General features: G+C 57.1%; 19 protein-coding genes. 6 read left to right on the top strand and 13 right to left on the bottom strand.

What is annotated here, in order from left to right:
• Nucleotides 1-9 precede the first annotated feature (9 nt).
• Nucleotides 10-2,268 (bottom strand): TonB-dependent siderophore receptor, encoded by a 2,259-nt coding sequence (locus J3D54_RS04240; RefSeq protein ID WP_253416823.1) that lies wholly within the window; start codon nt 2,266-2,268, stop codon nt 10-12.
• 206 nt (nt 2,269-2,474) lie between these two features.
• Here J3D54_RS04240 and J3D54_RS04235 point away from each other — a divergent pair, with 206 nt between their 5' ends.
• From J3D54_RS04235 to J3D54_RS04220, 4 genes are all read left to right on the top strand, one after another.
• On the top strand, nt 2,475-3,155 hold the full coding sequence (locus J3D54_RS04235) for a Fe2+-dependent dioxygenase (RefSeq protein WP_253416822.1): 681 nt from the start codon (nt 2,475-2,477) through the stop codon (nt 3,153-3,155).
• Nucleotides 3,152-3,913 (top strand): tetratricopeptide repeat protein, encoded by a 762-nt coding sequence (locus J3D54_RS04230; RefSeq protein ID WP_253416821.1) that lies wholly within the window; start codon nt 3,152-3,154, stop codon nt 3,911-3,913. Before J3D54_RS04235 ends, J3D54_RS04230 begins: the two co-directional genes overlap by 4 nt.
• A 366-nt stretch (nt 3,914-4,279) precedes the next feature.
• The gene (locus J3D54_RS04225) at nt 4,280-6,571 is read left to right on the top strand and encodes an alpha-xenorhabdolysin family binary toxin subunit A (RefSeq protein ID WP_253416820.1); all 2,292 of its coding nucleotides are present in this window, start codon (nt 4,280-4,282) and stop codon (nt 6,569-6,571) included.
• Nucleotides 6,572-6,720: 149 nt separating this feature from the next.
• A complete protein-coding gene (locus tag J3D54_RS04220) occupies nt 6,721-7,584 on the top strand; it encodes a hypothetical protein (RefSeq protein WP_253416819.1) in 864 nt (287 codons plus the stop codon).
• 48 nt (nt 7,585-7,632) lie between these two features.
• On the opposite strand, the gene J3D54_RS04215 is transcribed toward J3D54_RS04220, so the two are convergent.
• The 5 genes from J3D54_RS04215 to J3D54_RS04195 all read right to left on the bottom strand — a co-directional run bounded on the left by J3D54_RS04215 (nt 7,633) and on the right by J3D54_RS04195 (nt 12,770).
• Nucleotides 7,633-8,796 carry a type III PLP-dependent enzyme gene (locus J3D54_RS04215; RefSeq protein ID WP_253416818.1) on the bottom strand — a complete coding sequence of 388 codons (1,164 nt, stop codon included), beginning with the start codon at nt 8,794-8,796 and terminating at the stop codon, nt 7,633-7,635.
• A 508-nt stretch (nt 8,797-9,304) separates the two neighbouring features.
• On the bottom strand, nt 9,305-10,462 hold the full coding sequence (locus J3D54_RS04210; RefSeq protein ID WP_253416817.1) for a betaine/proline/choline family ABC transporter ATP-binding protein: 1,158 nt from the start codon (nt 10,460-10,462) through the stop codon (nt 9,305-9,307).
• Nucleotides 10,459-11,112 carry an ABC transporter permease gene (locus tag J3D54_RS04205; protein WP_253416816.1) on the bottom strand — a complete coding sequence of 218 codons (654 nt, stop codon included), beginning with the start codon at nt 11,110-11,112 and terminating at the stop codon, nt 10,459-10,461. The genes J3D54_RS04210 and J3D54_RS04205 overlap by 4 nt, the downstream gene beginning before the upstream one ends.
• Before the next feature lie 18 nt (nt 11,113-11,130).
• Entirely contained in the window at nt 11,131-12,033 is a 903-nt protein-coding gene (locus J3D54_RS04200) for a glycine betaine ABC transporter substrate-binding protein (protein WP_253416815.1), read from the bottom strand.
• Nucleotides 12,034-12,053: 20 nt separating this feature from the next.
• Nucleotides 12,054-12,770 carry an ABC transporter permease gene (locus J3D54_RS04195; protein WP_192417399.1) on the bottom strand — a complete coding sequence of 239 codons (717 nt, stop codon included), beginning with the start codon at nt 12,768-12,770 and terminating at the stop codon, nt 12,054-12,056.
• 376 nt (nt 12,771-13,146) lie between these two features.
• On the opposite strand from J3D54_RS04195, the gene J3D54_RS04190 reads away from it, so the two are divergent.
• Entirely contained in the window at nt 13,147-14,730 is a 1,584-nt protein-coding gene (locus tag J3D54_RS04190) for a peptide chain release factor 3 (protein ID WP_253416814.1), read from the top strand.
• Between the two features lie 292 nt (nt 14,731-15,022).
• On the top strand, nt 15,023-15,241 hold the full coding sequence (locus J3D54_RS04185; RefSeq protein WP_253416813.1) for a hypothetical protein: 219 nt from the start codon (nt 15,023-15,025) through the stop codon (nt 15,239-15,241).
• Nucleotides 15,242-15,364: 123 nt separating this feature from the next.
• Here J3D54_RS04185 and J3D54_RS04180 read toward each other — a convergent pair whose 3' ends face one another.
• The 7 genes from J3D54_RS04180 to J3D54_RS04150 all read right to left on the bottom strand — a co-directional run bounded on the left by J3D54_RS04180 (nt 15,365) and on the right by J3D54_RS04150 (nt 24,191).
• A complete protein-coding gene (locus J3D54_RS04180; RefSeq protein WP_253416812.1) occupies nt 15,365-16,345 on the bottom strand; it encodes a peptide ABC transporter ATP-binding protein in 981 nt (326 codons plus the stop codon).
• Nucleotides 16,345-17,313 (bottom strand): ABC transporter ATP-binding protein, encoded by a 969-nt coding sequence (locus J3D54_RS04175; RefSeq protein ID WP_253416811.1) that lies wholly within the window; start codon nt 17,311-17,313, stop codon nt 16,345-16,347. The genes J3D54_RS04180 and J3D54_RS04175 overlap by 1 nt, the downstream gene beginning before the upstream one ends.
• 10 nt (nt 17,314-17,323) lie before the next feature.
• On the bottom strand, nt 17,324-18,235 hold the full coding sequence (locus J3D54_RS04170) for an ABC transporter permease subunit (RefSeq protein ID WP_064621194.1): 912 nt from the start codon (nt 18,233-18,235) through the stop codon (nt 17,324-17,326).
• Nucleotides 18,236-18,245: 10 nt separating this feature from the next.
• Nucleotides 18,246-19,256 (bottom strand): ABC transporter permease subunit, encoded by a 1,011-nt coding sequence (locus tag J3D54_RS04165; protein ID WP_253416810.1) that lies wholly within the window; start codon nt 19,254-19,256, stop codon nt 18,246-18,248.
• Nucleotides 19,257-19,329: 73 nt separating this feature from the next.
• On the bottom strand, nt 19,330-20,925 hold the full coding sequence (locus tag J3D54_RS04160; protein WP_253416809.1) for an ABC transporter substrate-binding protein: 1,596 nt from the start codon (nt 20,923-20,925) through the stop codon (nt 19,330-19,332).
• 77 nt (nt 20,926-21,002) lie between these two features.
• Entirely contained in the window at nt 21,003-22,418 is a 1,416-nt protein-coding gene (locus tag J3D54_RS04155; protein ID WP_253416808.1) for an OprD family porin, read from the bottom strand.
• A gap of 171 nt (nt 22,419-22,589) precedes the next feature.
• The gene (locus tag J3D54_RS04150; protein WP_253416807.1) at nt 22,590-24,191 is read right to left on the bottom strand and encodes an ABC transporter substrate-binding protein; all 1,602 of its coding nucleotides are present in this window, start codon (nt 24,189-24,191) and stop codon (nt 22,590-22,592) included.
• Nucleotide 24,192: the final 1 nt, after the last annotated feature.

Raw genomic sequence — 24,192 nt, 5'->3', positions numbered from 1 at the left:
CTTCTGTTATCAGAAGTGGAAGTTGGCACTCAGCAGGGCAGTGCGCCCCGGCGCCACATGGGCGTAGTGCGTCTGGAATACCTGGTCGAAGTAACGCTTGTCGGCCAGGTTTTGTACGTTGAGTTGCAGGTCGACGTTCTTGGTCAGGCGGTAGCTGGCCATCGCGTCGTAACGCCAGTAGGACGGGATCTCCACCGAGTTGGCGACGTTGCCGAACTGGGAATCGACGAAGGTCGCACCGGCACCGACGGTCAACTTGTCTGGTACCAGGTCGTAGGTCGACCAGAACGTGAAGTTGTTCCGTGGGGTGCTTGGCATGTGGTTGCCTTCATCGGCGGCGAGGGTGGTTTTGACCACTTCGCTGTCCATGTAGGTGTAGCCGCCGAAGACTCGCCAGTTACGGGTCAGCTTGCCGGTGTAGGTCAGTTCCAGGCCGTTGACCTGCTGTTCGCCGTCCAGCACTTGGGTGGTGCCGCCATCCGGATCGTTGATACGCGCGTTGGTTTTCTCGGTGCGGAACAGCGCGGCGGTCAGCGACAGGTCGTCACCGAAGAAGTCCCACTTGGTGCCGATCTCGTAGTTGCGGTTCTTTTCCGGGTCCAGAGTGCTGTTGTTCGCGGCCAGTTCCAGGCCACCGTTGCCGCTGGTTTCGCCGGCCGGGTTGCTGGACGTCGAGTAGGCGGCGTAGAGGCTGCCATTTGGCAGCGGGTTGTAGACCACGCCGATCTGGTAGTTCAGCAGGTCGCTGGTGTTCTGCCGGGAGAAACTGCCCGCGGGAGCCGTGCTGCTGGCGTTGGCGAAGCCGCTGGATTCGACCTGATAGTTGTCATAACGCAGGCCTAGGTTCAGGGACCATTGCTCGTTGAACTTCAAGGTGTCGAACACGTAGGCCGCAGCGGTCTTGGTGTCGGTGTCGGTGAAGGCGTTGCTGTCGGTGATCGTGCCAATCCAGTTATCCCCAGGCGTCGGGTTGTACAGGCTGGTGCAGTCGCCGGAGTTGAACAGGGCACGGTTGCACCGGGTGCCGCTGGCGCTGGAGGTCAGGAGGTACGGGCGGTTGTGGGTGTCCTGATAGGAAAACTCCAGTCCGCTCACCAGGCTGTGCTCGATGGCGCCGGTGTTGAATTTGGCGCTCAGGTCGGTCTGGTTGATCCAGCCGCTGGACGTTGAATTACGGCTCTTCGCGCCACGGTAGACACTGCCGTTGGCCACGTTGCCCTTACTGTCGTCTGGGTTGGTGACAATGTAATCCAGGGTCGAACGGGACATGCGGAAGCTGTTCGACACGGTCAGGCTATCGTTCAGATCGTGTTCGATCTTGATCGTGCCGCTGTCGTTGCTGGTCTGGCGATAGTCGCGACTGGTGAGGCCGTAGAAGTTGTCGCGGTTAACGTTGGCCGGCTTGTCGACGTTGTACTTGCTGCGGTTGGGGCTCACGGTCAACGGGATGCCGTAGTCGGGCATGTCATCGGTTTCGACGTGGTAGTAGCCGACGGTCAAGCGGGTATCGGTGCCCAGGCCGAAGGCAAAGGAGGGGGCCACGCCCCAGCGGCTGACGTCCACGGCATCACGCCCGGCGACGTTGGCTTCGTGCTTCATCAGGTTCAGCCGGAACGCCGAGGTGTCGGTCATCTGCTGGTTCAGATCGAGGGTGGTGCGCTTGGTCTGGTCCGAGCCCCAGGTAAAGCCGCCGTTGTAGGCGTTGCCCAGCTTGGCGGTCTTGCTCACCAGGTTCAGGCTGCCACCGGTGGAACCGGCGCCGGTGAAGGCCGACCCCGGCCCCTTGCTGACTTCGATCGATTCAACGTTGAAGATCTCGCGGCTCTGGGACGCCACGTCGCGCATGCCGTCGATGAACACGTCGCTTTCGGCGTTGAAACCACGAATGATCGGACGATCACCGGCCGGGTTGCCACCCTCGCCGGCACCAAAGGTGATGCCCGGGGTGGTGCGCAGGGCGTCGACCAGGCTGGTGGCGCCGGTGTCGCGAATCACTTGTTGCGGGATCACGGTGACGCTTTTCGGCGTCTCGCGCAGTGGCGCGGTGTACTTCTTGGAGGCCGAGGTATCGGTCTGGTAGGAGGTGTCATCCTGCTCGCCTACAACGCTGGTGGCGTCCAGGGATATCGCATTGCCGGGTGCTTTTTCGTCGGTCTTCTCGGCCGCGAAAACCATGTGGCCCGCAGAGCCGGCGGTGATCGCCACGCCAATTGCAGACACGAGCAAGCGTGGTGAACTGACCGTTGATTGTGGTTGTTGGCGTGACATGTGAATTCCCCTCCCCAAGGATTTGAGGCCGCGGAATGTAGAGTAAATAAGTATCTGTATCAATTGCGAAGCATTGCTATTCGAGATGAATTTACATTCTTTACAATTTACCTTTACGGTTTTTGCGGTTTCATTCGTCTCTCGGGTTTTACATCGGTAATAAGAATCAATACCATTGGCTCCCCTTTGCCTTCAGGTGTCTTTCCATGTTGCTGCACATTCCCGGCGTGTTCGCGAAAGAAGAAGTGCAGCGCATCCGCGAAGCCTTGGCGCAGGCGGATTGGGCCGATGGCAAAATTACCGCCGGTTATCAGTCGGCAAAGGCCAAGCACAATCTGCAACTGCCTGAAGGACATCCGTTGACCAAGGAAATCGGTGCGGCGATGCTCGAACGGCTGTGGAAAAAACCGCAGTTCATGTCAGCGGCATTACCGCACAAGGTCTTCCCTCCGTTGCTGAACTGTTACACGGCTGGTGGCAGTTTCGACTTCCACATCGACAATGCCGTGCGTCAGCCCAAGGGCAGCGTCGAGCGGGTGCGCACCGACCTGTCGGCGACGCTGTTCTTCAGTGAACCGGAGGACTACGACGGTGGCGAGCTGGAAATCCAGGACACCTTCGGCACCCAGCGAGTGAAGTTGCCGGCCGGCGATATGGTCCTGTATCCCGGCACCAGCCTGCACAAGGTCAACGCCGTCACGCGTGGAACCCGCTACGCGTCGTTTTTCTGGACCCAAAGCCTGGTCCGCGATGACAGCCAGCGTGCCTTGCTGTTCGAGATGGACGGGGCGATTCAACAGCTGACCCAGGACATGCCCGACCATCCTTCGCTGATCCGCCTGACGGGCACCTATCACAACTTGTTGCGTCGCTGGGTCGAGGTATGAGTTATCAATTGCGCCGCGAGGAAGTCCTCGACGGTGATCGCCTCAAGGCCATGCTGGAAGAAAGCCCGGCGCGCGCAGCCCAGGCGATTCTGATCGCCGCCCGTGAAGGTGTGCTGGATGCCCAGGCCTTGCTGGGGCAGATTCTGCTGGATGGGCAGGGCATTGCGCTGGATCGACCGCTGGCCGTGCGCTGGTTCGAAATCGCCGCCCGGCGTGGGCATCTGATGGCGCGCAACATGCTCGGCCGTTGCCATGAACATGGCTGGGGTTGTGCCGCTGATATTGCGATTGCCGCACGGCATTATCGAATCGCTGCTGAAGCCTGTCTCGATTGGGCGATGTACAACTACGCCAACCTGCTGGCGACGGGGCGAGGGGGGATGGTCGATCAGTCGCAAGCCCTGAGGCTGTATCGACAGGCGGCCGAACTGGGGCACGCCAAGTCCATGAACCTGCTCGGTCGTTATCTGGAAGAAGGGCGGTTTTGTGATGCTGACCCTGTGGCTGCATTTGACTGGTATCGACGCTCAGCGGAAGGAGACGATTTCCGCGGGCAGTTCAGTTACGGCTCAGTGCTGGCAGAGGTGGGGCGCATCGACGAAGCCCTTACCTGGTTAGGGAAAGCGATGAGCAAAGGACACTCGAGCTTCCTGCGTGTAAGCAGCGAGGCATTACTTAATGCCCAAAATCCAGCGATTCGACAACTGTCACACGCTTATCGGCAACGAGCGGAACAATTGACTAACGCTCAATCTTGACTGTCCCTCGCTCTCAACCACGCCAGGCACATTCTGGTGTGCCATTAAAACTAAAGTAAAACCACACCCCCGCCGGGATTTTCTAAATCCTGAGGCTGTGCCTGTACCCGAACCAGTAAAATTAATAACCAAGTAGGTTTATAGAGTGAGCGTGCGTCGCATGGCAAGTGTTGGTTATTGCCAAAAATGTTGAAGGGTTAATGTAGCTGATTGTTGGTAGTGTTTGGTTTTAGTTGTGTTTTGGTTCTGTCTTGACTGGCTTTGTTTGTTTTCGGTAGTTTCGATGTGCAGACATTTTGATGCCTGTCATGAGCTTTCTGCATTTTGCAGATATTAAGCCTCGCTCTTGTAATTAATGGAATAATTATGACTGATAATTTATTGTGGGAAGATGCTTTAAAGAACGCGAGTGTTGTACAGATTGCTGAGCTTGCCGCTGTAGTGCCCGTCACCATGGTGAATGCCTCGATCAGTAAGCCGCTGGCAAGATTGGGCAGTATGATGGAAGTCGCGACCCGAGAGTCCGGGCTGTTGTTGACTAAAACGGAAATTGTAAACCTGAGGAAATATGAGGCGCTGGGGTTGCAACTTCCCTATACCCTTCAGGCGGTGATTGATTATTTACGCTTTGGTGCAGGCGAAGATGGCGGTAAAGGATTAAAGGCGGAAGATTTTTTACAAACGTTCTCTACGACCAGAAAACATGCAATGAAATGGTCTGATATTCGTTCGAGAGTTATGTTGACGAGTGAACATCTAAGAGTGTTTGGTGCCAGAATGGGGAACTATGGTATTCAGATGGTTAAGTTTGAGGATGAGTTGGTAGCGTCAGGCGTCCTGAAAGAACATAATATCAAAACACTCGAAGACCTTGATAGGCTTAAGCGCGACCTCGGTGATGATTTTCCTGATCTTTCACTGGGTGAAGATACGATTGTTGATTTTAAGTACGTGTTGAACGAAATAAAAAAAGATATCGCAGGGAATCTTGATAACGTTGAGCAAATAAAAGTAGACCTGGACAGTTTCGGTAATGAACTTCGGCTCACGGTTCTGCCCGAAATCAAGTACCGTCTGGAGTTGATCTCGACTAACCGTTACCCGCAGGATATCAAAGATCTTGATGCCGAGACCTCAAAACTCGCAGCACAGATCGCTGAAAAGAATACACAATACAAAGCGCTTGTCGAAAAGTCGCTCGGTTCTGCAGCAACGCTTAATATATTCGGTTTAGGCATGTCTATCTACTATGGTGTCGAAGCCGAGGCCATACGTAAAGAACGGGACGCCTTGAAAGAGGCACAAAGCCGTGCGCTTGCAGTGTTGGATAATAAAAATCAAACACTCGCCAGGTTGAAAGTGGTAGAGCTTAAGTTACAAGATCTGGACTTTGCTGCTGTGCATGCTGACGTGGCGACCAAAAACCTGAGGCACACGTGGAATGTTCTTCATTTGTATGTCTCCAACTCGCATGAGGCAGCCGGGGAGATCACCGACGCGATGCGATTCCGGATGTTTAACTTGCATTTTGCAAACGTCGTTAGTCCATGGAAGGAAATTGTAAATGACGCACGCTCGTTGAACGAAATTTTTAAGGAAGCGGATGAAGAATATATTGGCGGAATCACTGCAAGGAGCGCAGGAGTAATGGAGATTTTTACTGGGAATACTTATCCGGAGGCTGACCTTGTTTTAATGAAGAGCAGTCTATCGAAGATGAACACTGAGTTGACAACCGCGAAGGCGATTTTTACGCGTCAACAATACCTCCCCGCGTTGAAAGATAGCTGTGTCCAGCTGGTGCGAAATATAGACAGCTGCGGGGAGAAATTGACAGCTGCAGCCCTTCAGGCCTCGAATGAGCTAAAAACCAACCGAAATATGTTGATGGCTATTGAAGCTAACTTGGCGAATGAAGCTGGAGGCGAAAATGATATCGAAATCATCGAAGAGTTTTTGCAGGAGCGAAATCGCCAGCTAAAAAAAGCCATTGTTAAAACGGAAGAAATAACAAAAAATATCCGAAAACAAGCGCGCGAAGTCAGCAGGGTTTTTGACAAAACCACAACGACGGGATACATCGCTGGGTTGGAAAAAGACAAAGAAAGTCATCTGGAAATGATTGAGCAACTTCAGGTTGCGTTAAGTCAATCTCAAAGCGAAAAAAATACTATTTCCGATGCTATCGAAGCGATAGAAAAAGCAGGCATTGAAAAGATCGGCAAAGACGTTGCCTTGACTATCGATAAGCTACTCGAGTTAGGAATGAAACCAACAGAACTTGAATTGGTTAAATTCGCGATTGAAACGGTTAAAAAGGCCATTGAAGATATTGGCGCCGGATTACGATTTATCGACATGATCAGAGGCTCAGACACAGTTCAAGCGAGAATCGATGAGCTTTTAAATCGCATCCAATCCGAAAAAAGTAAACAGACAGCGGCTGATGAAAAGGTCAAATTCATTCAAGCTGCTCATCTCATTGAAGATCAACGCAGCGTATACGTTGCTGAATATTTGAAAGCTGTTCAGTCATTTGAGCTATTTGTAGCATCGATGGGGTTCGATGAGTTTTCCGATGAAGATGACTACAGTGCAGCCTTCCAAAAAGAAGCTTCAATCTTTATCGACTATTTGTCCCCCCTCTCCAAGTCATAACGAGCACGTTATTGCCTTGTGTAAGCGTAGGCATTGCTGAACTGTGCTGTCCGGTGTTTAAACCTGACCGCCACAATGGGTCAGGCAGTTTAGAGTCGTTCGACTGTCTGATCCCCGCACGCATAGAAACTTGGATTGTAGGAGGTGATATGTTTGGTTTTCTACTTCAGCGTCACCATTTTGTATACCTCAAGAATTATTTGGATTTCCTTGTTTTGCTGCCTCCTGTACTGGACCTGATGAATAATGCTTCAGCGACATGGAGACAGCAGGGCCATACATTGGTCGCACCACCCGATGACGCAAAGCTGAAGGTGTTGTCTTCATTTAGTGTGGGCTATTTAAGTAGACTGGCCAGTGAAGTCCAGAAACTTGATCGTCAATGTGACAATGTTATATCTGATGTGAGTGTTTTTTTCGAAGAGTTGCGTACGGCGATCAAAGACGCACCAGGTAAGGGTATGCGAATGCCCGTTAATAGCCTTGATCATCGGAAATTTACATTATTCGCCTCGGATAAGTTTATCGCTCTGCCCCCGACGAATGTCGACGGACTATTGCACGAGTTGGCGCTCCGTTTGATCTATCTTGGGTCCGATGTGGGAGAAGTAAAGAATCAGGTGCGAGAGTTGCACCTGGATATTCATACTATCTTTTTCAATTTTATCGATACGCTGGCATTGGATATGTGTCGATGCCACACAGGCCAGACAAAGCTTGATAATTATAATTTCCGTGGCGGGGTGTTTTTGCCGGGAATGAAACAAATGACACCGAAGGCACAGTGGGTAGAATTAGAGAAGATTTACCGTCAAGCTTCTTCGGCAATCAATAACATGAATGATTTTTTGTTTGGGCTTCGGTATTTTTCGGAGTCCGCTGGCCGAGAGTTGATCGCGCGTAATATGAAAATGAATTTAGGTGGTTTGGTGTTGAAGTTGAGCGGTATTAGCCTCTCTGTCGCAGAGATAGATGTGCTATCCGAGCAGCTTAAAATCTGGTCAAAAGCATAAAAAAAGGCCCATGAGCAATCATGGGCCTTTTTGCGCAAGCGAGTTTGGTTAAACGTAAAACGACTTCAACGGCGGAAAGCCATTGAATTCAACCGCGCTGTAACTGGTGGTATAGGCACCGGTCGACAACCAGTACAAACGATCACCAATGGCCAGGTTCAGCGGCAAACCATACTTGTAGTTTTCATACATGATGTCGGCGCTGTCGCACGTTGGACCGGCGATGACCACTTCTTCCATCTCACCTTTCTTCTCGGTCCAGATCGGGAACTTGATGGCTTCGTCCATGGTTTCGATCAGGCCAGAGAACTTGCCCACATCCGTGTACACCCATCGCTCTACAGCGGTACGGGATTTACGCGCCACGAGTACCACTTCGCTGACCAGAATACCGGCGTTGGCGATCAGCGAACGGCCCGGCTCCAGGATGATTTCCGGCAGGTCGTCGCCGAAGTCTTCCTTGAGGAAGCGGATGATTTCTTCAGCGTAGGTTTCCAGGCTGTTGGTGCGGGTGATGTAGTTGGCCGGGAAGCCGCCACCCATGTTGATCAGCTTCAGGTGGATGCCGTCTTCTTCTTTCAGGCGTTCGAAGATCACTTTGACCTTGGCGATTGCCGCGTCCCAGACACTGATGTCGCGCTGCTGCGAACCGACGTGGAACGAGATGCCGTATGGCACCAGGCCCAGGTCGCGAGCGAGGATCAGCAGGTCCATGGCCATGTCGGTCTGGCAGCCGAATTTGCGCGACAAAGGCCAGTCGGCCGTGGTCGAGCCTTCAGTCAGGATACGTACGTAGACTTTCGAGCCTGGAGCTGCCTTGGCGATGTTGCGCAGGTCGGCTTCGGAGTCGGTGGCGTACAGGCGAACGCCTTTGTCGTAGAAGTAACGAATGTCTTTCGATTTCTTGATGGTGTTGCCGTAGCTGATCTGGTCGGCGCTGACGCCACGGCTCAGCACTTTGTCCAGCTCATAGATCGAGGCGATGTCGAAGCTCGAGCCTTTAGCTTTGAGCAGGTCGATGATTTCCACGGCCGGGTTGGCCTTGACCGCGTAGTAGACCTTGGCGAATTCGAAACCGGCACGCAGGTCGTCATAGGCCTGGGCGATCATCGCGGTGTCGATCACCACGAACGGGGTTTCTTGTTTGTCGGCGAAGGCCTTCATTTTCTGGAAGGTTTCGCGCGCGAAATAGTCTTCGACGTTGATCGACATGCTGGGAACTCCTACTGGCAAACTGAAATTATCAATGGGTGCAAATGAACGCCCTCCGTATCCCCACTTTGGTTCGCCTACTTCCCAAGGCATGTCGCCGAAAGCAAAAAGGCCATGGGAGGCGGTGCTTCCCTTGGCCTTGCTGTCTCGTCGTCAGTACTTGAGCCGGATGGATCGTTTCCAGCATGGACGTTCGGCGCGAACTTTAGGGCGTGAGGGGCTTGAGATCAACAAAAAATGTCGCGTTTTTGCACGCTTCCGTCGTGCGGTCCCTGACAGCTACTGATGTAACCGACCTGCGTGACAGTGTGATGTTCCCCGAATGAGGAATTTTGAAGGGATTTGCACTGCCTTTGTGGCGAGGGGGCTTGTGAACGCCGCACCGCCCCGTTCGGCTGCGCAGCAGTCGTAGAACCAGAGTACTCGGTATATCAGAACAATTACGTTCTCTGGTTTCAGGGCCGCTTCGCGGCCCAACGGGGGCAAGCCCCCTCGCCACAGGGTCATATCAGGCGACAGCAGCCTCGGCAGGCGAAACAATGCTGGTCTTGCCCCCACGGGACTTACCGGAGCTCAGGTATTCGGCAATCGATTCCTGGGTCACTTCGCCAAGGAACACCCGCTCCGCATCCATCACCGGCAGCCACGAGCGGTTGAACTCGTACATGCGCGACAGCAGGATGCGCAAATGCTCGTCGTACGCCGCGGTGGCGTTGAACTCGCGCAGGTATTGCGCGCAGGTGCCTGTCTGGCGATGCAGGTCGCGACGGCGCACGTAGCCCAAGGCCTTGTTCTCGGCACAGGTCACCACCACGTAGCGCCGGTCCAGTTCGTCCATCAATTCCAGGGCTTCGGCCACCGGGGTTTCCGGGCTCACCGACGGCGCGTTGTCCGCCGCATCTTCAGCCTTCACCAGCAACAGGCGCTTGAGCGTGCTGTCCTGGCCGACGAAGTTGCTGACAAAGTCGTCCGCCGGGTGCGCGAGCAGGGTGTCCGGGTGGTCGATTTGCAACAGTTTGCCGGCGCGGAAGATCGCGATCTTGTCGCCGAGCTTGATGGCCTCGTCGATGTCGTGGCTGACCATGATCACGGTCTTGTTCAGCGCCCGTTGCATCTCGAAGAACTCGTTCTGGATCATTTCGCGGTTGATCGGGTCGACCGCGCCGAACGGTTCATCCATCAACAACAGCGGCGCATCCGCCGCCAGCGCGCGAATCACGCCGATCCGCTGTTGTTGGCCGCCGGACAATTCACGGGGGTAGCGGGTCAGATACTGCTTGGGCTCCAGCTTGATCATGCTCATCAACTCGCGGGCGCGGTCATGGCATTTCTGTTTGTCCCAACCCAGCAGGCGCGGAACGATGGTGATGTTTTCCTCGATGGTCATGTTCGGGAACAGACCGATCTGCTGGATCACATAACCGATGTTGCGACGCAGGGTCACGGCGTCGAGGTCGGTGGTATCTTCGCCGTTGATCAGGATCTTGCCCGAAGTCGGTTTGATCAACCGGTTGATCATTTTCAGCGTGGTGCTCTTGCCGCAGCCCGATGGCCCGAGGAACACACAGATCTCGCCTTCATTGACGGTCAGGCTCACCGAGTCCACGGCTTTCACATCTTTGCCGTTGCTTTGAAAGGTTTTGCTGAGGTTTTGAAGTTCGATCATTTCAGGAGTCCTTTTGGAGTCAGCGTGCGTTGCAGCCATTGCAGAAGCAGGTCGGCGAAGATGGCCAGAAGGCTGACCAGCACCGCGCCGACGATCAGCATCGACATGTCGCTGCGGCTGATGGAAGCGAGGATGAGCACACCGAGGCCACCGGCGCCGATGGTCGCGGCGATAGTCATCACGCCGATGTTCATCGCTACGGCGGTGCGGACACCGGCGAGGATCACCGGCACGGCAATCGGCAGTTCGACCATGCGCAGACGCTGGCCGAAGGTCATGCCGATGCCGCGTGCGGCTTCGCGAATGCCCGGTTCGACGCCGGTCAACGCCAGGTAGGTGTTACGCATGATCGGTAGCAGCGAGTACAGAAACACCGCGGTGATCGCGGGCATCGGGCCCAGGCCCTGGCCGAATTTCGAGTAGAACGGCAGCAGCAGGCCGAACAGCGCAATCGACGGCACGGTCAGCAACACCGTGGCGCTGGCTTGCAACGGGCCGGCGAGTGTCGGGAAGCGCGTCATCAGGATGCCCAGCGGCACGCCGACCAGGATCGCCAGCGTTACCGCGATGCCAACCAAGGTTATGTGCTGCCAGGTCAGGTGCAGCACTAGCGGCCAATCGAGATGGGAAAAGGCGTTGAGAAATTCCATGTCTTTTTCTCCTCTGCCTTATTGAACAGACAGCAGTGGATGTTGGCGCAGGAAATCGGCGGCAACGGATGAAGGGCTTTCGTGATCGACATCGACCCGCGCATTGAGCTGGCGCATGGTGGCGTCGTCGAACAGTTCGGCCAGTGGCTTGAGCTCTTCGGCGAGTTTCGGGTGGGCATCGAGGTAGGCCTGGCGCACCACCGGCGCGGCGGTGTAATCCGGGAAGTAATGCTTGTCGTCTTCGAGCAACTTGAGTTTGAAGGCGTTCAAGCGACCGTCGGTGGTGTAGACCAGACCGGCGAACACTTGGCCGTTACGCAGGGCGGTGTAGACCAGCCCGGCATCCATCTGGCGGATGTTGTTGCGGGTCAGGTTCATGTTGTAGAGGTCGACCATGCCGTCCAGACCGTCGGAACGGTTGGCGAACTCGGTGTCCAGTGCCACGAGGTGATTGGTCTTCGCTTCAGCCTGCAACACCGTGTTCAGCTCGCTCATGGTGTTGATCTGCGGATAAGCCTTCGCGGTGTTTTCCGGCAGGGCGAGGGCGTAGGTGTTGCTGAACTTCGACGGGGTCAGCCAGATCAGGCCTTTTTTCGCGTCGAGTTCTTTCACCCGGGCGTAAGACTGCGCGCTGTCGAGCTTCTCGGTGACGTGGTTGTAAGCCACCAGCGACACACCGGTGTATTCCCACATCAGGTCCAACTGGCCACTTTCGTGGGCGCTGCGAGCCAGGTTGCTGCCCAGACCGCCGGTCACCTGAGTGTCGTAACCCTTGGTGCGCAGGTATTGGGAGGTGATTTCCGCCAGCAGGGTTTGTTCGGTGAACACCCGGGCGCCAATGCGGATCACGGGTTTTTCAGCGGCTTGGGCGATTCCTGCGAACAGCAGAACGCAGCCTAAAAATAAGCAGACTTTTTTCATGTTAATTCCTTTGCCGAGGCTTAAGACGGGCGTAGGCCGCGTTCGAGCCAGAGGCGGCTGGCGAGTGTCACCAGACCGTCGAGCAGCAAGGCCAGCAGGGCGGTGCAGGCCGCGCCGAGCAGCAGTTGCGGCTGATTGTTCAGGGCGATGCCGGGGAAAATCAGGCTGCCCAGACTGTTGGCGCCGATCAGGAACGCCAGCGGCGCAGTCCCGACGTTGATCGCCAGCGCTACACGCACACCACCAATGATGATCGGCACGGCGTTCGGCAATTCGACCCGCCACAGCACCTGAGTCGGGGTCATGCCGATGCCGACGGCGGCTTCCTTGAGCGAACCCTGGACGTTTTTCAGCCCTTCATAGGTGTTGCGCACGATCGGTAGCAGCGAGGCCAGGAACAAAGCGAAGATTGCCGGGCCGCTACCAATGCCGAGGATGCCCAGGGCGATGGCCAGTACGGCAAGGGGCGGCACGGTATTGCCGATGTTGAAGATCTGCATGAAGCGTTCGGCGCGTCCAACCATGGTCGGGCGGCTGAGGAAGATACCGGCGGGTATGCCCACTACAAGGGCGGCCAGCATGGAAACGAGGACGAGAATCAGATGAGCTTGCAGGTAAAACAACAAATCGTCGCGGTACTGTTCGATCGTGTTGATGCCAATCCAGTGGACCAGCAGGGCCAGAAGGGCGACGACAACCGCACCTCCTGTCAGCCCTTTGCCATAGCGAATAGCCACAGGCGGACTCCTTTTTTCTTTGTCGGCAAACGCAATCCCGAGTGGCAATGCCATGCCTGGCTGCCGGGAAAATAACGTTCGCGAGAAGCAGCTCTTCATGCTGATGAAACCGCATGAGATAGAGCCATAAGCGCAGCCTCGTCAGGCTAACTTGCTGATTTTTCAGCCCCTGGTACGAGTGCCGTAACAGGGGAGTGGACGCCTCCACCTTTTAAAAGGTTCCATAATTAACAGCATTTAGCCACCCCGCATCCCGTTTTGCCCCTGTAGCAGCCTCGCGGGCTCGGCAGCTGCTACACGGGTGAACGGTGGTCCGTAGATCACTTTTTAAGCTATACTCGCCGCCCTTTTTTGAATCACCGCCAGGCGATTTCCCATGACCAAACAGGCCGCCGAAGTCGCGAAACGCCGCACTTTCGCCATTATTTCCCACCCCGATGCCGGTAAGACCACCATCACCGAGAAGCTCTTGCTGATGGGCAAGGCGATTGCGGTAGCCGGCACGGTGAAATCTCGCAAGTCCGACCGCCATGCCACCTCCGACTGGATGGAAATGGAAAAACAACGGGGTATTTCCATTACCACGTCGGTCATGCAGTTCCCGTATCGCGACCACATGATCAACCTGCTCGACACCCCGGGCCACGAAGACTTCTCCGAAGATACTTACCGCACCCTGACGGCGGTGGACTCGGCATTGATGGTCCTCGACGGCGGTAAGGGTGTAGAACCACGGACCATCGCCCTGATGGACGTCTGCCGTCTGCGTGACACGCCGATCGTCAGCTTCATCAACAAACTCGACCGTGACATCCGTGACCCGATCGAACTGCTCGACGAAATCGAGGCAGTCCTGAAGATCAAGGCCGCGCCGATCACCTGGCCGATCGGTTGCTACCGCGACTTCAAGGGTGTTTATCACCTCGCCGACGACTACATCATCGTCTACACCGCCGGCCACGGTCATGAGCGCACCGAAACCAAAATCATCGAGAAGCTCGATTCCGATGAAGCGCGCGCGCACTTGGGTGACGAGTACGAGCGTTTCATCGAGCAGCTGGAATTGGTGCAGGGCGCCTGCCATGAATTCAATCAACAGGAATTCCTCGACGGCCAACTGACACCGGTGTTCTTCGGTACCGCGTTGGGTAACTTCGGTGTCGATCACGTGCTCGACGCTGTGGTCGATTGGGCACCAAAACCGCTGGCCCGTGTCGCCAACGAGCGCACCGTCGAGCCAGTGGAAGAGAAGTTCAGCGGTTTCGTGTTCAAGATCCAGGCGAACATGGACCCGAAACACCGCGACCGCATTGCCTTCATGCGCATTTGCTCCGGCAAATACGAAAAGGGCATGAAGATGCGCCATGTGCGCACCGGCAAGGACGTGCGGATCGGCGACGCGCTGACCTTCTTCTCCTCCGAGCGTGAGCAACTGGAAGAAGCGTTCGCCGGCGACATCATCGGCCTGCACAACCACGGCACCATCCAGATCGGCGACACCTTCACCGAAGGCGAAGCCCTGGGTTTCACCGGCATCCCGCACTTCGCCCCGGAACTGTTCCGCCGCGTACGCCTGCGTGATCCGCTGAAATCCAAGCAACTGCGTCAAGGCTTGCAGCAACTGGCCGAAGAAGGCGCCACCCAGGTGTTCTTCCCCGAGCGCAGCAACGACATCATTCTCGGCGCCGTCGGTGTGCTGCAGTTCGATGTGGTCGCCAGCCGTTTGAAAGAGGAATACAAGGTCGAGTGCTCCTACGAGCCGATCACCGTGTATTCCGCGCGCTGGATCGAGTCCGGCGACAAGAAGAAGCTTGAGGAATTCACCAACAAGGCCGTGGAAAACCTCGCCCTCGACGGCGGCGGTCACCTGACCTACCTGGCCCCGACCCGGGTCAACCTGGCACTGATGGAAGAACGCTGGCCGGACGTGAAATTCCGTGCAACGCGTGAGCATCACTAAGCGCTGAGTTGCAAACCCCAAAGCCCCGATGCGCGAGCCTCGGGGCTTTTTTTGTCCGGGCTGTGTGCCGCACCGAAGCGACTCGGTTGTCCGGGTATAACAGGGTTCTTCCTTCCGTGCGCAGCGAGCCCGCATCACTTAGTTGATCTGGCTATAGGCATTATTCGAAACCAATCTTCTTTCTCATGGCATTTCCCGACCTTCGTTAGCGTCCTATCTGGAGAATCGCGCTAAATTTCTCTCTGCGCCATTCCGGCACCCATACTTCACCCAAGAAAGGATGGAATCGGCTATGAGCATTGTTCAACGCATAGTATTGCTGCTGAAGGTTTTGGTGATGCTATCCCTCGGCACGTCAGCGGCGTGGGCGGAGTGTACGAACCATGATGAGCAGGCCTGGAGCGGGCAAGGCGTGCACGGCGAGCTGATGCTCGCCGCATCGGAATCGGACAGCTCGGAGGATGACGACTCGACCTCCGACGACTCAGACAGCAAAGAAGACGACACTTGAGCCTGAATGACAGGCAAAAGAAAACCCCGTCTGCCTGACTGATGCGCAATCGAGGCAGAAGGGGTTGGTGAACAGGTCAAATATCCTTGTGGGAGCGAGCCTGGGGGGCTTGCTCCCACATTTTTATGCCGCGCCGTCGAGGAACTGCTCGGCGTAGTGGCAAGCCACCTGGCGTGTGTCGAGCAGGCGCAGGGCCGGCTCTTCGATGGCACAGCGCTCGGTCGCGTACGGGCAGCGCTTGTGGAAAGCGCAGCCGGACGGCGGGTTCAGCGGGTTCGGCAGTTCGCCGACGATCTTGATTTTCGGCTTGTCCGGATCCGGGTGAATGGTCGGCGTCGCCGACAACAGCGCCTGGGTGTAGGGGTGCAGGGGACGGGTGTAGATGTCCTCTTTCGGGCCCATTTCCACCGGGCGGCCGAGGTACATCACCATCACGTGATCGGCGACGTGACGCACCACCGCCAGGTTATGGGAGATGAACACGTAGGCGGTGTTGAATTCCTGCTGCAAATCCATGAACAGGTTCAGCACCTGGGCCTGGATCGATACGTCCAGCGCCGAGGTCGGTTCGTCCGCCACCAGCACTTTCGGTTGCAGCATCATCGCGCGGGCCAGGGCGATGCGCTGGCGCTGACCGCCGGAGAACATATGCGGATAACGCTGGTAGTGCTCGGGACGCAAGCCCACCTGCTTCATCATCGCCTGGACCTTCTCGCGGCGTTCTGCGGCACTGAGGTTGGTGTTGATCAATAATGGCTCTGCAAGCTGATCACCGACTTTCTGCCGTGGATTCAACGACGCGTACGGGCTCTGGAACACCATCTGCACATCTTTGCGCAGTTGCTTGCGCTGAGCCTTGTCGGCGCCGGCGACTTCCTGCCCAGCGATTTTCAACGAGCCGGAGGAAGGCTCTTCGATCAGCGTCAGGGCACGGGCCAGGGTGGATTTGCCGCAACCGGACTCACCCACGACAGCGAGGGTCTTGCCGGCTTCCAGTTCGAACGACACACCGTTAAGGGCGCGCACGGTCGCATGGCCCTTGAACAGGCCACGGGACACTTCGTAGTGACGGGTCAGGTTGCGGGCGGTAAGTACGACGGCCATTACGCCACCTCCTGGTTCAACGGGTAGAAGCAGCGGGCGAGGCTGTTGCTTTTCGGGTCAAGGGCCGGACGCTGGGTGCGGCAATTGTCTTGCACGTACGGGCAGCGCGGCGACAGCAGGCAACCTTGCGGACGGTCGTAACGACCGGGAACGATGCCCGGTAGCGTTGACAGGCGCGCAGCACCCAGGCTGTGTTCTGGAATGGCCTTGAGCAGCGCTTCGCTGTACGGGTGCGCCGGAATGTCGAACAGTTGTGGCACCTGACCGACTTCAACCGCTTGGCCGGCGTACATCACGCACACGCGCTGGGCGGTTTCGGCCACGACCGCGAGGTCGTGAGTGATCAGCACCAGGCCCATGTTCTGTTCTTTTTGCAGGGCCAGTAGCAGGTCCATGATTTGCGCCTGAATCGTGACGTCCAGTGCCGTGGTCGGTTCGTCGGCGATCAGCAGTTTTGGTTCGCCGGCAATCGCCATGGCGATTGCAACACGCTGGCTCATGCCGCCGGAGAGTTGATGCGGGTAGGCGTCCATACGGCTGGCGGCGCCGGGGATTTCCACTTTTTCCAGCAGTTCGATGGCGCGCTTGCGAGCGTCCTTCCGGGACATTTTCAGGTGCAGGCGCAGCACTTCTTCGATCTGGAAGCCCACGGTGTAGCTCGGGTTCAGCGCGGTCATCGGGTCCTGGAAGACCATGGCCAGGTCTTTGCCGACGATTTGCCGACGTTGACGGTTGCTGAGCTTGAGCATGTTCTTGCCATCGAAATTCAGGGCGTCGGCGGTGACGATCCCCGGATGCTCGATCAGGCCCATCAGCGCCATCATGGTCACGGACTTGCCTGAACCCGATTCGCCGACGATGGCCAGCACTTCGCCTTTTTCCACGGTAATGTCGAGACCGTCGACCACCGGAACGGCGTTCTTGTCGCCGAAGCGAACGTTGAGATTCTTGATTTCTAACAGTGACATTTGAATCTCCTCAGGCGGCGTTCTTGAGTTTCGGGTCCAGCGCATCGCGCAGGCCGTCGCCCATCAAGTTGATTGCCAGCACGCTGAGCAAAATGGTCAAACCAGGCAAGCTCACCACCCACCAGGCGCGTTCGATGTAGTCGCGAGCCGAAGCCAGCATGGTGCCCCACTCAGGGGTTGGCGGTTGTACGCCAAGGCCGAGGAAGCCCAGTGCCGCGGCATCGAGAATCGCCGAGGAGAAACTCAAGGTGGCCTGAACAATCAGCGGCGCCATGCAGTTGGGCAGCACGGTGACGAACATCAGGCGAGGCAGACCGGCACCGGCCAGGCGCGCGGCGGTCACGTAGTCGCGGTTCAATTCGCCCATCACCGCGGCGCGGGTCAGACGAACATAGGACGGCAACGAAACCACGGCGATGGCAATAATGGTGTTGATCAGGCCTGGGCCGAGGATGGCGACGATCGCTACGGCCAGCAGCAGGGACGGCAGGGCCAGCATGATGTCCATCAGACGCATGATGGTCGGGCCAAGCACGCGCGGGAAGAACCCGGCGAACAGTCCCATCAGGATGCCTGGAATCAGCGACATCACCACCGATGACAAGCCGATCAGCAGGGACAGGCGCGAGCCGTGAATCAAACGCGACAGCAGGTCACGACCGAGTTCATCGGTACCCAGCAGGAACTGGATATGCCCGCTTTCCAGCCAGGAGGGCGGGGTCAGCAGAAAGTCGCGGTACTGTTCGCTCGGGTTATGCGGTGCGACCCATGGGGCGAAGATCGCGCAGAAAATCACCAGCAGCATGAACATCAGGCCGGCGACGGCCCCTTTGTTCCTGGAAAACGCATGCCAGAATTCTTTGTAGGGCGACGGATACAGCAGGCTTTGATCGACTGCTACCGGTGTAGTGAGAGTGGTCATGGTCTTGATCTCAGCGCTGATGACGGATGCGTGGGTTGGCAAAGCCGTAGAGGATGTCCACTACGAAGTTGACCAGAATCACCAGGCAGGCGATTAACAGGATGCCGTTCTGCACCACGGGATAGTCCCGTGCGCCAATGGCTTCGATCAGCCATTTGCCGATGCCGGGCCAGGAGAAGATGGTTTCGGTCAGGACCGCGCCGGCCAGCAGCGTGCCGACTTGCAGGCCGACCACCGTCAGTACCGGAATCAGCGCATTGCGCAGGCCGTGCACGAACACCACGCGCGCCGGCGACAGCCCTTTGGCGCGGGCGGTACGGATGTAGTCTTCACGCAGCACTTCGAGCATCGATGAACGGGTCATCCGCGCGATCACCGCCAGCGGGATGGTGCCGAGCACGATGGCTGGCAGGATCAGGTGATGCAGGGCATCGAAGAACGCCCCGACGTCGTCGGCCAGCAACGTATCGATGAGCATGAAGCCGGTGCGCGGCTCGATGTCGTAGAGCAGGTCGATCCGCCCGGACACCGGAGTCCAGCCCAGGCTCACCGAGAAGAACATGATCAGGATCAGGCCCCACCAGAAGATCGGCATCGAGTATCCCGCCAGGGAGATACCCATCACTCCATGATCGAACAGGGACCCTCGCTTGAGTGCCGCGATCACCCCGGCCAGAAGGCCCAGGATGCCGGCGAACAACAGGGCGGCCGAGGCCAGTTCCAGGGTCGCGGGGAATAGAGAGCTGAACTCGGTCCAGACGCTTTCACGGGTACGCAAGGATTCGCCGAGATCGCCGTGGGCCAGTTTGCCAATGTAATCCAGGTATTGGGCATACAGCGGTTTGTTCAGACCTAGGCGTTCCATTGCCTGAGCATGCATTTCGGGGTCGACCCGACGTTCGCCCATCATCACTTCCACGGGGTCGCCAGGAATCATGCGGATCAACGCGAACGTCAGCAAGGTGATGCCGAAGAACGTGGGGATCAGTAACCCCAATCGGCGGGCAATAAAACTAAACATCTTGTGTGGTACCTCATCAGCCGGTTAGGCGTGCCCGGCATCGCTGGGGTCAGCGATGCCGAGAGCTTCTTATCTACTTCACCTGGGTGGTGGCGAAGTTATTAGTGGTGAGGGGGCTAATGTGATAACCCTCTACGTTGGTGCGCATTGCAGTGAACATGCGGGTGTGCGCCATGCTGATCCATGGCTGATCCTGATTGAAAATGTCCTGGGCCTGTTCGTAGAGCGCCGTGCGTTCGGCCGGGTTCACTTTCGCCCGTGCTTCGTCGATCAGCGTCTGGAACTTTTCATTGCACCAGCGAGCGTAGTTTTCGCCGTTCTTGGCCGCTTCACAACTGAGCATAGGCGTCAGGAAGTTATCCGGGTCGCCGTTATCGCCTGCCCAACCGGCGGACACCATATCGTGCTCGCCGTTCTTCGCGCGCTTGAGCATTTCGCCCCATTCCATGACACGAATATCGACCTTGATGCCGACCTTGGCCAGATCTGCCTGCATCATTTGTGCGCCGAGCATCGGATTAGGGTTGGTCGGGCCGCCGCCGTTACGGGTGAACAGGGTGAACACGGTGCCCTCCGGCACCCCGGCTTCCTTGAGCAGGGCACGAGCCTTGTCGAGGTCGCGAGGCGGGTTGGTCAGTTTATGGTTGTAGCCCAGCAGGGTGTCCGGGTACGGGTTGACCGCCACCGTCGCATTGCCCTTGCCGAACAGCGCGTTGACATAGGCCTCTTTGTCGAACGCGATGTCGATGGCTTTGCGCACCCGCACGTCGCTCATGTACTTGCGGGAGGTGTTCATGGCGACATAGGAGACGGTCATCGCGTTCAGCTCATCAACCTTCAGGTTGGTGTCTTTCTTGATGCTCGGGATGTCATCCGGTTTTGGATACAGCGCGATCTGGCACTCGTTGGCCTTGAGCTTTTGCAGGCGCACGTTGTTGTCGGTGGCAATCGCCAGGACCAGCGCATCAGCCGGTGGCTTGCCACGGAAGTAGTCCGGGTTGGCCTTGAAACGCACCTGGGCGTCCTTGGCGTAACGCTGGAAGATGAAGGGGCCGGTGCCGACCGGTTTGTTGTTCAGGTCGCCGGTCTTGTTGGCCTTGAGCAGTTGATCGGCGTACTCGGCGGAGTAGATCGAGGAGAAGGCCATGGCGATGTCGGCCAGGAACGGCGCTTCGCGGCGGGTCAGGGTGAACTTGACCGTGTTGTCGTCGACTTTCTCTACGCGTTTGAGCAGTTCCTTGAAGCCCATGCTCTCAAAGTACGGGAAGCCCACGCTCGACAGCTTGTGCCATGGGTGATTCGGGTCCAGCTGACGCTGGAAGCTCCAGACCACGTCGTCGGCGTTCATGTCGCGGGTCGGCTTGAAGTATTCGGTGGTGTGAAACTTGACGCCTTTGCGCAGGTGGAACGTGTAGGTCAGGCCGTCTTCGCTGATGTCCCAGGATTCGGCCAGCGCCGGAATCACTTCAGTGGTGCCGGGCTTGAAGTCCGCCAGGCGATTGAAGATGGTTTCGGCCACTGCGTCGGCTGTGACTGCAGTCGTGTACTGGGCCATATCGAAGCCTTCCGGACTGGCTTCGGTACAGACCACCAAGGGTTTGGCCGAGACGCCAACAGCGACACTCAGCAACGCGGCAGCGATGGCTGCTCGTAGGGGAAGCATTTTCATCAAGAACCCTCTGCAATCGGTTGAACAGGAAAAAACCGAACGGCCGACTCGTCATGAGTCAGCCGCCGGCGTGCGTTTTACAAAATGTTGAACGGGATGGTGGTCACGAGACGGAACTCGTTGAGGCTGCCATCGGCCTGGTTTTCGCTGGCACGGTGCGCGGTGTAGGTCGCGCGGATAGCCGTGGCCTTGAGTGGGCCGCTCTGTACCGCGTACGAAGCGCCGATGCCGTATTCGTAGTGGTGCTCGCCGTCCATCGCCTTCACATCGGTGTATCCGGTGCTGTTGTAGTGAGTACCGTCGATACCCCAGCCGCGAGCCTGGTAGATGTTGAACTTCAGGCCGGGTACGCCGTATTCGGCCATGTTCAGACCATAGGCGATCTGGAAGGACTTCTCGTTCGGGCCGTTGAAGTCCGACAGCAGGGAGTTGGCCAGATAGATGCCGTTGGTTTCGTGCAGGTAGTCGAAGTACTCGTTACCGTTCACTTCCTGGTACGAGAAGGTCAGGCTGTGGGCCTGGTGGGTCAGTCCGAATGACAGGGAGTAGGTGTCGTTGTCGATTTCGCCGAGCTTGGCTTTACCTTCGTCCACGGTTTTGTAGTAGTTCAGGCCAGTGGTCAGGCTCAGGACCTGGCTGTCGCCCAGTATATGGGTGGCGCCGAAGTAGTACTGATTCCACAGGTCTTCGGCCTGGGTGCCCCAGAGGCTGGTGGTCAGGCTGGCGAACGGCTGGTAGGTGATACCGGCAGTATTGACGTGATCGGCTTCGGCATGGGTGTCGCCGTATTCGGAGCGGAACTTGCGCTGGCTTTGTTCGGTACGCGGAGAGTTGCGGTCGAAAGTGCCGAGGTCGAAGGTCAGGTTTTTCAGCTCCTCACTGTGCAGGGTCACACCCTCGAAGCTCGAAGGCAGGGCACGGTTACCGATAACGTCTACCTGCGGGCTGCTGAAGTTCTGGCGACCGGCGGTCAGCGTGGTATTGGAGATACGGGCCTTGACGTTGGCCAGGCCCAGTTTGCTCCACTGGCCGACGGCGTCGCCGCCTTCCTTGGTCAGCGTACGGTTGTTGCCCGCGCCAGGACGCGTGGTCGGCGCACCGCCGTTATTGGAGGCCAGGTCTTTGCGATCGCGATCCAGGGCTATGGCGTTGTAAGCCGCAACTTCGGTGCTGAAGCCGACGGTGCCTTCAGTGAAGCCCGAGTTGTACTTGATGATCGTGCCTTGCAGCCAGTTGATGCGACGGTCAGTCTGGCGAGTTTCACCATTCTGATGGTAGCTGAGTGTCGCGCCCCGCTTGAAGTGCTCGTTGGCGTACCAGTTACGCGTGCTGCCGGTGATCGATTGGCCTTCGACAAAGCCAGTGGCTTCGCTTTGGGCGCTTTTCTCATTCACGGTAACCGGGGTGAACGCCTGACTCTGGGATTCTGCGTAAGCCGTGGCGGTCACGCTGCTGATGGCCAAGGCCAATAACGCGGTGCTGCTCAGTTTCATGTGTGAAGCTCCTTTCTTTCTTTTTTTAATGCCGGTCTTTTTTGGTGATCCGGCTATTTGGTTTAGAACTCATTCAGGCATCGCAAACGTTTGCTGTTGGCCGAATTGACGAATTACGGCAATACGCTTGCGTGAGGGCGGAATCCGCCCCCAGCGTTTCTGGCTAATCGGTTATTGGTCGATACTGACGCCCGAGAACACGTTGCGACCGAAGGGGCTGACCTTGAACCCTTCGACTTTGGCGCTCAACGGCTGGTTGACCGTCGAGTGGGCGACCGGCGTGATCGGTACCTGCTGCTTGAGGTACTGCTGCGCCTGTTTGTAAAGCACGGTGCGCTGGTCGCGGTCGGTGACGACCTTGGCCTGCTTGATCAGCTTGTCGTAGGCCGGATCACACCACATGGAGTAGTTGTTGCCACCAATGGCATCGCAGCTGTAGAGCGTGCCGAGCCAGTTGTCCGGGTCACCGTTGTCACCGGTCCAGCCGATCAGGCTGATGTCGTGCTCGCCGTTCTTGGTGCGCTTGATGTACTCGCCCCATTCGTAGCTGACGATCTTGACCTTGAGGCCGATCTTCGCCCAATCCGCCTGGAGCATTTCGGCCATCAGCTTGGCGTTGGGGTTGTACGGACGCTGGACCGGCATGGCCCAGAGGGTGATTTCGGTGCCTTCCTTCACGCCGGCAGCCTTGAGCAGTTCCTTGGCTTTTTCCGGGTTGTAGGCGGCATCTTTGATAGTGTCGTCGTAGGACCATTGGGTCGGCGGCATCGCATTGACCGCCAGTTGACCGGCGCCTTGATAGACGGCGTTGAGAATGCCTTGCTTGTTCACCGCCATGTCCAGCGCCTGGCGCACTTCGAGCTGGTCGAAAGGCTTGTGCCGGACGTTATAGGCGATGTAACCGAGGTTGAATCCGGGTTTCTCGATCAGTTGTAGTTTTGGATCATTCTTCAGCGCGGTCACGTCGGCGGGGCGCGGGTGCAGAGTGATCTGGCACTCATTGGCCTTGAGCTTCTGCACGCGCACCGAGGCGTCGGTGTTGATGGCAAAAATCAGGTTGTCGAGCTTGACCCGGCTTGGGTCCCAGTACTGCTTGTTACCGCTGTAACGGATGTTGGAGTCTTTCTGGTAGCTCTTGAACACGAACGGCCCGGTGCCGATCGGCTTCTGGTTGATCTCGCTCGGCTTGCCGGCCGCCAGCAACTGATCGGCGTATTCGGCCGAAAGGATGGCGGCGAAGCTCATTGCGATGTTCTGGATGAACGCGGCGTCGACATTGTTGAGCGTCATCACCACGGTCAGCGGCCCGGTCTTCTCGACCTTGGCGATGTTCTTGTTCAGGCTCATTCCGTTGAAATACGGGAACTCGGTCGGATAAGCCTTACGGAAGGGGTGCTGCGGATCGAGCATGCGATTAAACGTGAACAGCACGTCGTCGGCGTTGAAATCGCGGGTCGGCGTGAAGTATTTGGTCGTGTGAAATTTCACCCCCTCGCGCAGATGGAACGTGTACTTGAGGCCGTCCTCGGAAATATCCCAGCGGGTTGCCAGGCCTGGTACAACGTTGGTGGCGCCTTTTTCAAACTCTGCCAAACGGTTGTACAGCGGCTCGGCGGCGTCGTTATCGGTCGCAGTGGTGTACTGCGCGGTGTCGAAACCGGCGGGGCTGCCTTCGGAGCAGAACACCAGGCTGTTATTGGCAGCCTGGCTGAAGGAAGTGGCGGCCAGCAGGCCGGTGCCCAGCAATGCGGATAAAACCAAGGAATGGCGCATG

Source organism: Pseudomonas sp. GGS8, from assembly GCF_024168645.1.
Taxonomy (GTDB): Bacteria; Pseudomonadota; Gammaproteobacteria; order Pseudomonadales; family Pseudomonadaceae; genus Aquipseudomonas.
Note: the sequence above shows the minus strand (reverse complement) of the source record. Positions and strands in the feature narration are given on the sequence as shown.

Coding starts and splice junctions, on each gene's coding strand:
- J3D54_RS04240 (WP_253416823.1), bottom strand. CDS start 2,268: ATGTCACGCCAACAACCACAATCAACGGTCAGTTCACCACGCTTGCTC.
- J3D54_RS04235 (WP_253416822.1), top strand. CDS start 2,475: ATGTTGCTGCACATTCCCGGCGTGTTCGCGAAAGAAGAAGTGCAGCGC.
- J3D54_RS04230 (WP_253416821.1), top strand. CDS start 3,152: ATGAGTTATCAATTGCGCCGCGAGGAAGTCCTCGACGGTGATCGCCTC.
- J3D54_RS04225 (WP_253416820.1), top strand. CDS start 4,280: ATGACTGATAATTTATTGTGGGAAGATGCTTTAAAGAACGCGAGTGTT.
- J3D54_RS04220 (WP_253416819.1), top strand. CDS start 6,721: ATGTTTGGTTTTCTACTTCAGCGTCACCATTTTGTATACCTCAAGAAT.
- J3D54_RS04215 (WP_253416818.1), bottom strand. CDS start 8,796: ATGTCGATCAACGTCGAAGACTATTTCGCGCGCGAAACCTTCCAGAAA.
- J3D54_RS04210 (WP_253416817.1), bottom strand. CDS start 10,462: ATGATCGAACTTCAAAACCTCAGCAAAACCTTTCAAAGCAACGGCAAA.
- J3D54_RS04205 (WP_253416816.1), bottom strand. CDS start 11,112: ATGGAATTTCTCAACGCCTTTTCCCATCTCGATTGGCCGCTAGTGCTG.
- J3D54_RS04200 (WP_253416815.1), bottom strand. CDS start 12,033: ATGAAAAAAGTCTGCTTATTTTTAGGCTGCGTTCTGCTGTTCGCAGGA.
- J3D54_RS04190 (WP_253416814.1), top strand. CDS start 13,147: ATGACCAAACAGGCCGCCGAAGTCGCGAAACGCCGCACTTTCGCCATT.
- J3D54_RS04185 (WP_253416813.1), top strand. CDS start 15,023: ATGAGCATTGTTCAACGCATAGTATTGCTGCTGAAGGTTTTGGTGATG.
- J3D54_RS04180 (WP_253416812.1), bottom strand. CDS start 16,345: ATGGCCGTCGTACTTACCGCCCGCAACCTGACCCGTCACTACGAAGTG.
- J3D54_RS04175 (WP_253416811.1), bottom strand. CDS start 17,313: ATGTCACTGTTAGAAATCAAGAATCTCAACGTTCGCTTCGGCGACAAG.
- J3D54_RS04170 (WP_064621194.1), bottom strand. CDS start 18,235: ATGACCACTCTCACTACACCGGTAGCAGTCGATCAAAGCCTGCTGTAT.
- J3D54_RS04165 (WP_253416810.1), bottom strand. CDS start 19,256: ATGTTTAGTTTTATTGCCCGCCGATTGGGGTTACTGATCCCCACGTTC.
- J3D54_RS04160 (WP_253416809.1), bottom strand. CDS start 20,925: ATGAAAATGCTTCCCCTACGAGCAGCCATCGCTGCCGCGTTGCTGAGT.
- J3D54_RS04155 (WP_253416808.1), bottom strand. CDS start 22,418: ATGAAACTGAGCAGCACCGCGTTATTGGCCTTGGCCATCAGCAGCGTG.
- J3D54_RS04150 (WP_253416807.1), bottom strand. CDS start 24,191: ATGCGCCATTCCTTGGTTTTATCCGCATTGCTGGGCACCGGCCTGCTG.